12 protein-coding genes are annotated in these 12,093 nt (G+C 71.1%); 4 read left to right on the forward strand and 8 right to left on the reverse strand.

Features of this window, described 5'->3' with window-relative positions; genetic code table 11:
• Positions 1-6 precede the first annotated feature (6 nt).
• Positions 7-864: a deoxyribonuclease IV gene (locus AB0D01_RS19605; RefSeq protein WP_363057036.1), complete on the forward strand. Its 858-nt coding sequence runs from the start codon at positions 7-9 to the stop codon at positions 862-864.
• Between the two features lie 95 nt (positions 865-959).
• Positions 960-1,568, forward strand: coding sequence for a DUF4396 domain-containing protein (locus tag AB0D01_RS19610; RefSeq protein WP_363056842.1), 609 nt, complete (start codon positions 960-962; stop codon positions 1,566-1,568).
• A 9-nt stretch (positions 1,569-1,577) separates the two neighbouring features.
• On the opposite strand, the gene AB0D01_RS19615 is transcribed toward AB0D01_RS19610, so the two are convergent.
• Positions 1,578-2,210 carry a sulfite oxidase-like oxidoreductase gene (locus AB0D01_RS19615; RefSeq protein WP_363056844.1) on the reverse strand — a complete coding sequence of 211 codons (633 nt, stop codon included), beginning with the start codon at positions 2,208-2,210 and terminating at the stop codon, positions 1,578-1,580.
• A gap of 172 nt (positions 2,211-2,382) precedes the next feature.
• Between AB0D01_RS19615 and bfr the strand changes: the two genes are divergently transcribed.
• Positions 2,383-2,862: a bacterioferritin gene (bfr, locus tag AB0D01_RS19620; RefSeq protein ID WP_363056846.1), complete on the forward strand. Its 480-nt coding sequence runs from the start codon at positions 2,383-2,385 to the stop codon at positions 2,860-2,862.
• A gap of 41 nt (positions 2,863-2,903) precedes the next feature.
• Here the strand turns inward: bfr and AB0D01_RS19625 are convergent, their stop codons facing one another.
• Together AB0D01_RS19625 and AB0D01_RS19630 are read right to left on the reverse strand one after the other, a co-directional pair.
• Complete coding sequence (locus AB0D01_RS19625) at positions 2,904-3,188, reverse strand: (2Fe-2S)-binding protein (protein WP_363056848.1); 285 nt, start codon at positions 3,186-3,188, stop codon at positions 2,904-2,906.
• Between the two features lie 161 nt (positions 3,189-3,349).
• On the reverse strand, positions 3,350-4,699 hold the full coding sequence (locus AB0D01_RS19630; protein WP_363056850.1) for a class II 3-deoxy-7-phosphoheptulonate synthase: 1,350 nt from the start codon (positions 4,697-4,699) through the stop codon (positions 3,350-3,352).
• A gap of 367 nt (positions 4,700-5,066) precedes the next feature.
• Here AB0D01_RS19630 and AB0D01_RS19635 point away from each other — a divergent pair, with 367 nt between their 5' ends.
• Positions 5,067-6,968 carry a chorismate-binding protein gene (locus AB0D01_RS19635; RefSeq protein ID WP_363056851.1) on the forward strand — a complete coding sequence of 634 codons (1,902 nt, stop codon included), beginning with the start codon at positions 5,067-5,069 and terminating at the stop codon, positions 6,966-6,968.
• 45 nt (positions 6,969-7,013) lie between these two features.
• Here AB0D01_RS19635 and AB0D01_RS19640 read toward each other — a convergent pair whose 3' ends face one another.
• The 5 genes from AB0D01_RS19640 to AB0D01_RS19660 all read right to left on the reverse strand — a co-directional run bounded on the left by AB0D01_RS19640 (position 7,014) and on the right by AB0D01_RS19660 (position 12,074).
• Positions 7,014-8,006 (reverse strand): 2-hydroxyacid dehydrogenase, encoded by a 993-nt coding sequence (locus tag AB0D01_RS19640; RefSeq protein ID WP_363056852.1) that lies wholly within the window; start codon positions 8,004-8,006, stop codon positions 7,014-7,016.
• Between the two features lie 172 nt (positions 8,007-8,178).
• Complete coding sequence (locus AB0D01_RS19645) at positions 8,179-9,207, reverse strand: 6-phosphofructokinase (protein WP_363057038.1); 1,029 nt, start codon at positions 9,205-9,207, stop codon at positions 8,179-8,181.
• A 167-nt stretch (positions 9,208-9,374) separates the two neighbouring features.
• A complete protein-coding gene (locus tag AB0D01_RS19650) occupies positions 9,375-10,019 on the reverse strand; it encodes a response regulator transcription factor (protein ID WP_363057040.1) in 645 nt (214 codons plus the stop codon).
• 23 nt (positions 10,020-10,042) lie between these two features.
• Positions 10,043-11,254 carry a DUF5931 domain-containing protein gene (locus AB0D01_RS19655; protein ID WP_363056853.1) on the reverse strand — a complete coding sequence of 404 codons (1,212 nt, stop codon included), beginning with the start codon at positions 11,252-11,254 and terminating at the stop codon, positions 10,043-10,045.
• 43 nt (positions 11,255-11,297) lie between these two features.
• On the reverse strand, positions 11,298-12,074 hold the full coding sequence (locus AB0D01_RS19660) for a lysophospholipid acyltransferase family protein (RefSeq protein WP_363057042.1): 777 nt from the start codon (positions 12,072-12,074) through the stop codon (positions 11,298-11,300).
• Positions 12,075-12,093 lie beyond the last annotated feature (19 nt).

The following is a 12,093-nucleotide window of genomic DNA, read 5'->3' on the forward strand; positions in this document are numbered from 1 at the left end:
CCGGTGATACGCAATCCCGTGGGCGGGCACGTGCCCGTCGCCGGCGGGCTGGCCTCGGTCGGCCTCCCCTACGCCCGTGAGATGGGCGCCGAGGCCGTCCAGGTCTTCGTGGCGAACCCGCGCGGCTGGGCCACCCCGACCGGGAACCCGGCGCAGGACGAGCTGTTCCGCGCCGGGTGCGCCGAGGCCTCGATCCCGGCGTACGTGCACGCCCCGTACCTGATCAACTTCGGGTCGCACACCGAGGCCACGGTGGAGAAGTCGGTGGAGTCCCTGCGCCATTCGCTGCGCAGGGGTCGGGAGATCGGCGCCCTCGGGGTGGTCGTCCACACCGGCTCGGCGACCGGCGGACGCCCGCGCGAGGCGGCGTACGCGCAGGTCAGGCAGTACATGCTGCCCCTGCTGGAGGAGCTGACGCACGAGGACGACCCGTTCCTCCTGCTGGAGTCCACCGCCGGCCAGGGTTCCTCGCTGTGCTCGCGGACCTGGGACTTCGGCCCGTACTTCGAGGCGCTGGACCACCACCCGAAGCTGGGCATCTGCCTGGACACCTGCCACATCTTCGCGGCCGGTCACGACCTGGCCGAGCCGGGCGGCACCAAGCAGACGCTCGACCTGCTGGTGGAGACGGTCGGCTCGGGCCGGCTGAAGCTGATCCACGCCAACGACTCCAAGGAGGGCGTCGGCGCGCACAAGGACCGGCACGCCAACATCGGCCAGGGGCACATCGGTCGGGAGGCCTTCGCCGAACTGTGCGCGCACCCCGAGACAGCCGGCGTACCGCTGATCATCGAGACCCCCGGCGGCAAGGAGGGCCACGCCGCGGACGTGGCCCTGCTGAAGGAGTTGCGCGGCTCCCACTGATCCCGAGATCCCTTGAGGAATACCCCTGGGGGGTATACGGTTCCGTCATGTCGACAGGACCGTTACCCGGCGTTTCCCATCAGGGGGTTGTTGTCATGGAGCAGGAACAGGGGCACGAGCACCAGGAACACGAGCACCACGGCCCCCACGGGCCCCACGGGCCCCACGGGCACGATCACCAGAGCCACGGGCACCAGGAACACAAGCACCAGGGCCACGAGGGCCACGCGCACCACGGCGGCCACACCGCCCACGCCGCCCACGGCCCCGTCGGCTGGGCCATGGCGGCCAGGGCCACCCTGCACTGCCTCACCGGATGCGCCATCGGCGAGGTGCTCGGCATGGTCATCGGCACCGCGCTCGGCTGGGGCAACGTCCCGACGATGGTCCTCGCGATCGCCTTGGCGTTCTTCTTCGGCTACGCCCTCACGCTGCGCGGGATCCTCGCGGCGGGGGTGGACTTCCGTTCCGCCGTTCGGGTGGCGCTGGCGGCGGACACCCTTTCGATCGCCGTGATGGAACTGATCGACAACGGGGTGATCGCGCTGTGGCCGGGCGCCATGGACGCGCACCTGTCGGATCCGCTGTTCTGGGTGGTCCTCGCGATCGCGCTGGTGACCGCCTTCATCGTGACCACGCCGGTCAACAAGTGGCTGATCGGCCGCGGCAAGGGCCACGCCGTCGTCCACCGCTACCACCACTGAGGGTCAGGGTCAGAGTTCCGGGCCGTCGCCCGGCTCCTCCTGGTACGAGTAGCGCTGCTCGCGCCAGGGGTCGCCGATGTTGTGGTAGCCGCGTTCCTCCCAGAACCCGCGGCGGTCGGCCGTCATGTACTCGATGCCGCGGACCCACTTCGGGCCCTTCCAGGCGTACAGGTGCGGCACGACGAGCCGGAGCGGGAAGCCGTGCTCGGCGGTCAGGAGTTCGCCCCCCATGTGGGTGGCGAAGAGGGTGCGCTCGGAGGCGAAATCGGCCAGTCTCAGGTTGGAGCTGAAGCCGTACTCGGCCCACACCATGACGTGCGTGACCTGCGGGGCCGGGGGCGCCAGGTCGAGGACGGTTCGCGCCGGCACTCCGCCCCATTCGGCGCCCGGCATGCTGAACTTGGTGACGCAGTGCAGGTCGGCCACGACGGACTCGAACGGCAGGGCCGCGAACTCCTCGTGGTTCCAGCAGTGCTTCTCGCCGTCCGCCGTCGCGCCGAAGGCGCGGAACTCCCAGCGCTCCGGCTTGAACTTGGGGACGGGACCGTAGTGGGTGACGGGCCAACCCTTCTGCAACCGCTGCCCCGGAGGAAGCTCAAGCTGCTCTGCTCCCGGAGATTCCCGGCTTTCCGGCTGACCCATGTCTCCATGGTGACAGACGTCGCGGGGTGGTCATGACCAGGTCGCGGGCGGTTCGGGCAAGTCAGGGTAACTCCCACTAAGGAGGCACTTACTGGACGGCCTCCGGCGGCGGTGCAAAGATGCGCGCACCTGCCCAGTCACTAGCTGACATTGCTTGGAAGGAGCCTCTGCGATGCAGGGCGACCCCGAGGTCCTTGAGTTTCTGAACGAGCAGCTGACCGGCGAGCTCACGGCCATCAACCAGTACTGGCTGCACTACCGCATCCAGGACAACAAGGGTTGGACGAAGCTCGCCAACTACACCCGTGCCGAGTCCATCGACGAGATGAAGCACGCGGACAAGCTCACCGAGCGCATCCTGATGCTGGACGGCCTGCCGAACTACCAGCGCCTCTTCCACGTGCGGGTCGGCCAGACCCTTACGGAGATGTTCCAGGCCGACCGCCAGGTCGAGGTGGAGGCCATCGACCGCCTCAAGCGGGGCATCGAGGTCATGCGCGGCAAGGGCGACGTCACCTCGGCGCGACTGTTCGAGGACATCCTGGAGGACGAGGAGCACCACATCGACTACCTCGACACGCAGCTGGAGCTCATCGAGAGCATCGGCGAGCCGCTCTACATCGCCCAGCTGCTGGAGCAGCCCGAAAGCTGAGCGGTGGTGCGGTGAGGACGGCGCACCGGGGGCGGCGTACGTTACGCGGCGTCGGCCAGTGCCGGCTCGGGTACGCGCGCCACGTCCGGCGTGAGCGCGGCGTCGGTCGCGAGCACCGCCGCGCCCTTGCCCTGGTCCAGCAGCTCCCTGCGCGGGCAGCTCCCGCGGCCCAGAAGGCCCTGGATGGTGCGTACGCAGGAGCCGCAGTCGGTTCCGGCCTTGGTGGCCGAGGCGATCTGGCGGGGCGTGCAGGCCCCGGCGGCCGCGTGTTCCTTGACCTGCTTGTCGGTGACCCCGAAGCAAGAGCAGACGTACACGCGGTTCACCTCCCTGGTGCGGAACGGTCCTGCGAGCCATCCCCATTTCGGTGAGGCTTACCTAACCGTACCCAAACTTAGGGTCCCCTAAAAGACCCGGATACGCCGATGGGGCGCGGATCACATCGATCCGCGCCCCATCGTCGTAGGAAGGCACCTACTGATCGCGACTACTGGTCCCGGTACATCTCGGCGACCAGGAAGGCCAGGTCCAGGGACTGGCTGCGGTTGAGGCGCGGGTCGCAGGCCGTCTCGTAGCGCTGGTGCAGGTCGTCGACGAAGATCTCGTCGCCGCCGCCCACGCACTCGGTGACGTCGTCACCGGTGAGCTCGACGTGAATGCCGCCCGGGTGGGTGCCCAGCGCCTTGTGGACCTCGAAGAAGCCCTTGACCTCGTCGAGCACGTCGTCGAAACGGCGCGTCTTGTGGCCGGAGGCCGCCTCGAAGGTGTTGCCGTGCATCGGGTCGGTGACCCAGGCGACGGTGGCACCGGACGCGGTGACCTTCTCGACCAGCTCGGGGAGCTTGTCGCGGACCTTGTCGGCGCCCATGCGGACGACGAAGGTCAGCCGGCCCGGCTCGCGCTCGGGGTCCAGGCGGTCGATGTAGGTCAGCGCCTCGTCCACGGTGGTGGTCGGGCCGAGCTTGATGCCGATCGGGTTGGCGATCTGCGAGCAGAACTCGATGTGCGCGTGGTCCAGCTGGCGGGTGCGCTCGCCGATCCAGACCATGTGGCCGGAGGTGTCGTAGAGCTTGCCGGTACGGGAGTCCGTACGGGTCAGCGCGCCCTCGTAGTCCAGCAGCAGGGCCTCGTGGGAGGCGTAGAACTCCACGGCCTTGAACTCGGCCGGGTCGGTGCCACAGGCCTTCATGAAGTTCAGGGCGTTGTCGATCTCCCGCGCGAGCTGCTCGTAGCGCTGCCCGGAGGGGGAGGACTTCACGAAGTCCTGGTTCCAGGCGTGCACCTGGCGCAGGTCGGCGTAGCCACCGGTGGTGAAGGCGCGGACCAGGTTGAGCGTGGAGGCGGAGGCGTTGTACATCCGCTTCAGGCGCTCGGGGTCCGGGACGCGGGCCTCTTCGGTGAAGGCGAAGCCGTTGACGGAGTCGCCGCGGTAGGTCGGCAGGGTGACGCCGTCACGCGTCTCGGTGTCCTTGGAGCGCGGCTTCGAGTACTGGCCGGCGATGCGCCCGACCTTGACGACGGGCACGGAGGCCGCGTACGTCAGGACGGCGCTCATCTGGAGCAGCGTCTTCAGCTTGGCGCGGATGTGGTCGGCGGACACGGCGTCGAAGGCCTCGGCGCAGTCGCCACCCTGGAGCAGGAACGCCTCGCCCTTGGCGACGGCTCCCAGACGGGCGCGCAGCTGATCGCACTCACCCGCGAAAACGAGGGGAGGATACGACTCGAGGTCCGCGACGACAGCGCGCAGTGCCTCGGCATCGGGGTACGAAGGCTGCTGCGCCGCGGGAAGGTCTCGCCAGGTCGCCTGGTGGGCGGGGGCTTGGGTTTCAGCGTTCACGGTCACCTCGTACACATTACGGCGTCTCACGCGCCGTCCGGCCCCGCGCCCACCTGGTGAGACGGCGTGGCTCGAAGGCGGGACGCCCCGAATGGAACGGAATCCATGGTTCACACGGCCGTATAGAACGGATGCAGCGGGATCGCGTCCGCTTGGGTTAGGGTGCCTCGCATGTACGCACACTTCGCCAAGAACTGGTGGTGGTCCGCTCCCGGCGGCCCACCCCTCGTGCGTACCCACTGACACGAGCGACGCGAAGGCCGCCCCGAGGGGCGGCCTTCCGTGTTTCCAGGACACGGGCACCGGGGCGCCCCTCCCGCCGACACCGAGCCGGACCCACCGGCCGACCGGAAGGACCGTCCCCACCATGACCCAGGAAGCCACCGCCCGACAGCACGACCTCGGCCGACTGCTCGACGACTCCTGCCCGCCCTTCGCCCTGCTGCGGCGGCGCACCCCGGGCCGCGACCACGACACGGTCGAGGTGCTCCTCGGCCCGGTCCACGAGGCCGAGCGGCTCGCGGACCTGCCCGTCGGGGAGCTCCCCACCCTCGCGCTGGTTCCGTTCCGCCAGATCCGCGAGCGCGGCTTCGACGTCCGCGACGACGGCACCCCGCTGAGCGTGCTGGCCGCCGAGGAGGCCTGGGAGCTGCCGCTGGACGAGGCCCTGGCCGCCCTGCCCGACCACGGGGTCCGCGTGGAGGGCGGCGGCTTCGACGTCTCGGACGAGGAGTACGCGACCACCGTCGAGCGGGTGATCCGCGAGGAGATCGGCCGGGGCGAGGGGGCGAACTTCGTCATCCGGCGCACCTACGAGGGCCGGATCGACGGCTTCGGGCGGGCCGACGCCCTGGCCCTGTTCCGGCGCCTGCTGCTGGGCGAGCGCGGCGCGTACTGGACGTACGTCGTCCACACCGGCGACCGGACCCTGGTCGGGGCCAGCCCGGAGGTGCACGTGCGCATGTCGGGCGGGACCGTCGTGATGAACCCGATCAGCGGCACGTACCGCTACCCCTCCGAAGGCCCCACGGCCGAGTCGCTCCTGACCTTCCTCGGCGACCGCAAGGAGACCGAGGAGCTGTCGATGGTGGTCGACGAGGAGCTCAAGATGATGTGCACGGTCGGGGACATGGGCGGGGTGGTCGTCGGACCCCGCCTGAAGGAGATGTCCCACCTCGCGCACACCGAGTACGAGCTGCGCGGCCGTTCCTCGCTGGACGCCCGCGAGGTGCTGCGGGAGACCATGTTCGCGGCGACGGTGACGGGCTCCCCCGTCCAGAACGCCTGCCGGGTGATCGAGCGCTACGAGAGCGGCGGCCGCGGCTACTACGCGGGCGCGCTGGCCCTGCTGGGCCTGGACTCCACCGGGGCGCAGACCCTGGACTCCCCGATCCTGATCCGCACCGCCGACATCGCCCCCGACGGGGCCCTGCGCGTGGCCGTCGGCGCCACCCTGGTGCGCCACTCCGACCCGCGGGGCGAGGTCGCCGAGACCCACGCCAAGGCCGCCGGGGTGCTGGCCGCCCTCGGGGTGCGGGAGGCCGCGCCCCGGCCGGCCTTCGAGGGGGCGCGGCTGACCGACGACCCGCGGGTGCAGGCGGCGCTGGACGCCCGGCGCGCGGACCTGGCCCCGTTCTGGCTGCGGATGCAGGAGCGGCCCGAGCGGATCACGGGGCACGCCCTGGTGGTGGACGGGGAGGACACCTTCACCGCGATGCTGGCCCACGTCCTGCGGGTGACGGGGCTGGACGTGACCGTCCTGCGCTACGACGATCCCGGGCTGCGGGCGACGGCCCTGGCCTGGGACGGACCGATCGTGCTGGGTCCGGGGCCGGGCAACCCGGCGCAGGAGGACGACCCGAAGATGCGGATGCTGCGCGCGCTGGCCGGGGAGCTGTTGGCCTCGCACCGGGGCGGGATCCTCGGCGTCTGCCTGGGCCACGAGCTGCTCGCGGCGGAGCTGGGGCTGCCGCTGGTGCGCAAGGCGGAGCCGGCGCAGGGGGCGCAGACCCGGATCGACCTGTTCGGGGCCGAGGAGGTGGTCGGGTTCTACAACACGTACACGGCGCGGTGCTCGGACGAGCTGGCGCTGCGGCTGGCCGGGGAGGGCGTGGAGGTGGCCCGGGACCCGGCCAACGGGGAGGTGCACGCCCTGCGCTCGGGCGCCGCGAACGTCGCCGGGGTGCAGTTCCACCCGGAGTCGGTGCTGACCCTGCGCGGGGTGGAGCTGGTGCGGGACCTGCTGAGCGGGGTCATGGCCCCGGCGTGAGGGGGGTGCGGCGCCGGGCGGCGGCCCCGCCCGGCGGGGCCGCCGTCAGGAGGGTACGAGGGTGTTCTCGGAGCGGCGGCCGGCGAGGTAGTCGGTCACGTTGCGGACGGTGGCCTCGATGATCTGGCCGACGGCGTCGGCCGTGTAGTAGGCCTGGTGGCTGGTCACCAGCACGTGCGGGAAGGTGACCAGCCGGGCCAGGGTGTCGTCCTCGACCGCCTCCAGGGACTTGTCGAGGAAGAAGACCCCGGCCTCGGCCTCGTACACGTCGAGGCCGACGCCGGTGAAGCGGCCCGCCCGCAGCTCCGTGACCAGGGCCTCGGTGTCGACGAGTCCGCCCCGGCTGGAGTTGACGAGGATCGCGTCGTCGCGCATCGACCTCAGGGCGGCCCCGTCGACGATGTGCCGGGTGGACTCCAGCAGCGGCACGTGCAGGCTGATCAGGTCGGACCGGGCGAACAGCTCCTGCTTGTCCACGTACTCCATGCCCAGTTCCAGGCAGGCCGGGTTCGGTTCGAGGTCCCAGCCGAGCAGGTCCATCCCGAAGCCGTGGGCGATGCGGGCGAAGGCCGCGCCGATCTTCCCGGTGCCGAGGACGCCCGCCGTGCGGCCGTGGAAGTCGCGGCCCATCAGCCCGTTGAGCCGGAAGTCGAAGTCGCGGGTGCGGTTGGAGGCGCGGGCGATCTTGCGGTTGACGGCCAGGGCGAGCGTCCAGGCGAACTCGGCCACCGAGTGGGGCGAGTAGTGGGAGACGCGGCCGACGGTCATGCCGAGGCGGTGGGCCACGTCGAGGTCGATGTTGTTGAAGCCGGTGGAGCGCTGGGCGATCATCTTCGTCCCGCCGGCGGCGAGGGTGTTGAGGACCCGGGCGCTCAGGTCGGCGTTCACGCTGGAGGAGACGACCTCGTAGCCGGCGGCGATGGGGGCGGTGTCCTCGCTGAGGAACACCTCCAGGCAGCGGATCTCGTGCAGCCCCTCGAAGGCCCGCTCCAGGAGCGGCTTCTCGTCGGCGGTCACTCCGAAGGCCAGGATCTCCACGCTTGCTCCCGTACGTCGAGCCGCTCGAACCGGGTGGATCCGTCCGAACCCGGTACGGACCCGGGCGATCCGGGATGGTCCGGGGCGCCACGGGTCGTTCGTCACGATACGACCCGTGGCGCGCGTACGCCGTCCGGCAGGGGCGCGTGCGGGCCCGAGTGGCCCGCTCGGCTCAGCCGAAGAAGACGCCGGCCTCCGCGTACAGCGCCGGGTCCACCGTCTTGAGCTTCGCGGTGGCCTCCACGATCGGGACCCGGACGATGTCCGTCCCCTTGAGCGCGACCATCTTGCCGAAGTCGCCGTCGCGCACCGCGTCGATCGCGTGCAGCCCGAAGCGGGTGGCCAGCCAGCGGTCGTAGGCGCTCGGGGTGCCGCCGCGCTGGACGTGGCCGAGGACCGTGGTGCGGGCCTCCTTGCCGGTGCGCCCCTCGATCTCCTTGGCGAGCCACTCGCCCACGCCGGAGAGGCGCACGTGACCGAAGGAGTCCTTCGTCGCGTCCTTGAGCACCATCTCGCCGTCGGTGGGCATCGCCCCCTCGGCGACCACCACGATCGGCGCGTAGCTCGCCTTGAACCGGGAGGTCACCCAGGCGCAGACCTTGTCGATGTCGAAGCGCTGCTCGGGGATGAGGATGACGTTGGCCCCGCCGGCGAGCCCGGAGTGCAGGGCGATCCAGCCCGCGTGCCGCCCCATCACCTCGACGACCAGGACCCGCATGTGCGATTCGGCGGTGGTGTGCAGCCGGTCGATGGCCTCGGTCGCGATGCCGACGGCCGTGTCGAACCCGAAGGTGTAGTCGGTGCCCGACAGGTCGTTGTCGATGGTCTTCGGCACGCCCACGCAGGGGATGCCGTACTCCTCGTAGAGGCGGGCGGCCACGCCCAGGGTGTCCTCGCCGCCGATCGCGATGAGCGCGTCGACCTCGTACTTGGCGAGGTTCTCCTTGATCTCGCGGACCCCGTGCTCGGTCTTGAAGGGGTTGGTGCGCGAGGAGCCGAGGATGGTGCCGCCGCGGGGCAGGATGCCGCGGACGGTGGGGATGTCGAGGGGGACGGTGTCCCCTTCGACCGGCCCCCGCCAGCCGTCCTTGAAGCCGACGAACCCGTATCCGTACTCCTGGACGCCCTTGCGGACGACGCCCCTGATCACCGCGTTGAGCCCGGGGCAGTCTCCGCCGCCCGTGAGCACTCCGACCTTCATGGAATCTCCCTTCGCCATGACGGTCACGCTAGTGGTGACCCAGGTCACAACAAGGGGCCTGGATGAGTCAATTCCGGTGGAATCGCGGGGCGTTGCGTCCCCGCGTTCACTCGTACGAAGACGTAAGTACGACCGGCTACTCCATCGGGGGAGCCGGTCGTACGCGACTAGGCGTCGTCGAGTCCGCGCTCTATGGCGTACCGGACCAGCTCGACCCGGTTGTGCAGCTGGAGCTTGCCGAGGGTGTTCTGCACGTGGTTCTGCACCGTCCGGTGCGAGATGACCAGGCGCTCCGCGATCTGCTTGTACGAGAGCCCCTTGGCCACCAGCCGCAGCACCTCGGTCTCGCGGTCGGTCAGTTGGGGGGCCTTCGGCTCGTCGGGGGTGGCGGGCGTCGGCTCGGTGGCCAGCCGGCGGTACTCGCCGAGGACCAGACCGGCCAGGCCCGGGGTGAACACCGGGTCGCCGGCCGCGGTGCGGCGGACCGCGTCGATCAGCTCCTGGGCGCCGGCCGACTTCAGCAGGTAGCCGGTGGCCCCGGACTTCACCGCCTCCAGGACGTCGGCGTGCTCGCCGCTGGCCGACAGGACGAGCACGCGCAGCGCCGGATCGGCGCCGACCAGCTCCTTGCAGACCTGTACGCCGGGCATGCCGGGCAGGTTCAGGTCGAGGACCAGCACCGCGGGGCCGGCGGCGCGGGCGCGGCGGACCGCCTCCGGGCCGTCGCCGGCCGTGGCCACCACGTCGAACCCGGCGGCGGCCAGGTCCCGGGCCACCGCGTCCCGCCACATCGGATGGTCGTCGACGACCATCACCTTGATCTCGTGCGGCTCGCTCACTGGGTCCTCCCCCTCGGTACTTTCAGTTCCACTTCGGTGCCCTGCCCGGGGACGGACACCAGCTCGGCGGTGCCGCCGAGGTCGCGCAGCCGGCCGCGGATCGACAGGGCCACGCCCATGCGCCCCTCGCCCTCCGCCTGGTCCAGCCGCCCGGCCGGGATGCCCGGACCGTCGTCGCGCACGGTCACGATCACCTCGTCGCCCCAGTCCTCGACCAGGATCCAGGCGCGGGCCTCGTCCCCGGCGTGCTTGCGCACGTTGTCCAGGGCCGCCCCGACGGCCGCCGCCAGCTCCCGCGCGGCGGGCACCGGCAGCGGTACGGGGGTGCCCGGCTCGGCGAAGCTCACCCGCGAACCGGCGTGCGGGGCGAGCAGGGAACGCAGGTCCAGCTCGCCGTCGTCGGCGCCGGGCTCCTCCACCTCGTAGGTGTCCACCAGCGCGCCGAGCGACTCGTCGCGCTGGACCCGTGAGGGGTGCACCAGGCCGCTGGAGACCAGGGTGCGCAGCGCCACCTCCTGTTCCCCGGCCATCCGCCCGAGTTCGGCGGCCTCGCCGCCCAGTTCGGTGCCGCGGCGCTGGACCATGGCGAGGACCTGGAGGACCCCGTCGTGGATGTCCCGGGCGAGGCGCTCGCGCTCGCGGGTGGCCGCCTCGATCTCCAGGGCGCGGGCCAGGGTGGCCTCACTGGCCCGGGCGACCTCGACGACGTAGCCGATCGCGATGGAGGCGACCCAGACCAGCAGGACGTTGTGCAGGGTGTCGCTGGTGGGGTCGCCGCCGTGGACGAGGATGTTGGCGGCGGCCACGAACGTCGAGGCGAAGCCGGCCCACCGCCAGCCGCCCTTGAGGGCGAAGGCGAGGACCGCGCCCGCCGTCCAGATGGTGGGCAGGGTGGGCCCGCCGGCGGCGATCCGCTCGTGGTCGTCGGTGAGCGGGGTCAGCAGGATGCCGACGATCGCGACGGTGAGGTCCGCGCCGAGGAACCCCTTGGTGCAGCGGGCGGCGTTCGCCACCCGGGAGTGGGTGGCGAGCGTCCACACGGCGAGCACCGCCAGGTAGCCGGCGGCGATCCAGGGCCGCTCGAAGCGCCGGTACGCGACGGCGAAGAGCAGCACCGCGTAGACCATGGTCAGCAGGCGGTAGGCGGTCAGCGCCCGCCACAACGGCTGCTCGACCGACATGCGTACGACGCGCTCGCGCTTCGCCATCTCCACCGCCCCCCGCGCGGGCGGTCAGGGCCGCCGCGCCGTCCTACTCGTTCTTCTCGCCCTGCTCGGCCCTGTCGGCCTTCTCCGCCTCGGCCTTCTCGGCCTTCTCGGCCTTGGCCTTCTCCGTCTTCTCGGCCTTCTCCGCCTTCTCGGCGTCGGCGATCTGGCGCTTGGCGGCCGTGGCGTAGATGTCCACGTACTCCTGGCCGGAGAGCTTCATGATCTCGTACATGACCTCGTCGGTCACCGAGCGGAGGATGAAGCGGTCCCCGTCCATGCCCTGGTAGCGGCTGAAGTCCAGCGGCTTGCCGATCCGGATGCCCGGCCGCATCAGCTTCGGGACCACCTTGCCGGGCGGCTGGATCTTCTCGGTGTCGATCATCGCCACCGGGATCACGGGGGCTCCCGTGGCGAGCGCCACGCGGGCCAGCCCGCCGGGCTTGCCCCGGTAGAGCCGGCCGTCGGGTGAACGGGTCCCCTCGGGGTAGATACCGAACAGCTCCCCGCGCTCGATGACCTCGATGCCGCTCTTGATGGCGGCCTCGCCCGCGCCGCGCGCGCCGGAGCGGTCCACCGGCAGCTGGCCGACGCCCTTGAAGAAGGCCGCCGTCAGCTTGCCCTTGACCCCGGGGGAGGTGAAGTACTCGGCCTTCGCGATGAAGGTCACCTTCCGGTCCAGGACCGCCGGCAGGAAGAAGGAGTCGGAGAAGGACAGGTGGTTGCTCGCGAGGATCGCCGGCCCCTCGGCGGGAATGTTCTCGAGGCCCTCCACCCACGGCCTGAAGGCGAGCTTCAGGGAACCGCCGATGGAGAACTTCATTGCGCCGTAGATCAACTCG

The organism is Streptomyces sp. NPDC048606 (assembly GCF_040650855.1).
Classification (GTDB): domain Bacteria; phylum Actinomycetota; class Actinomycetes; order Streptomycetales; family Streptomycetaceae; genus Streptomyces.

Bases quoted from the DNA above. Each gene is read 5' to 3' on its own strand.
- AB0D01_RS19610 (WP_363056842.1), top strand. From the start codon at position 960: ATGGAGCAGGAACAGGGGCACGAGCACCAGGAACACGAGCACCACGGC.
- AB0D01_RS19615 (WP_363056844.1), bottom strand. From the start codon at position 2,210: ATGGGTCAGCCGGAAAGCCGGGAATCTCCGGGAGCAGAGCAGCTTGAG.
- bfr (WP_363056846.1), top strand. From the start codon at position 2,383: ATGCAGGGCGACCCCGAGGTCCTTGAGTTTCTGAACGAGCAGCTGACC.
- AB0D01_RS19635 (WP_363056851.1), top strand. From the start codon at position 5,067: ATGACCCAGGAAGCCACCGCCCGACAGCACGACCTCGGCCGACTGCTC.
- AB0D01_RS19645 (WP_363057038.1), bottom strand. From the start codon at position 9,207: ATGAAGGTCGGAGTGCTCACGGGCGGCGGAGACTGCCCCGGGCTCAAC.
- AB0D01_RS19650 (WP_363057040.1), bottom strand. From the start codon at position 10,019: ATGGTCGTCGACGACCATCCGATGTGGCGGGACGCGGTGGCCCGGGAC.
- AB0D01_RS19655 (WP_363056853.1), bottom strand. From the start codon at position 11,254: ATGGCGAAGCGCGAGCGCGTCGTACGCATGTCGGTCGAGCAGCCGTTG.
- AB0D01_RS19660 (WP_363057042.1), bottom strand. From the start codon at position 12,074: ATGAAGTTCTCCATCGGCGGTTCCCTGAAGCTCGCCTTCAGGCCGTGG.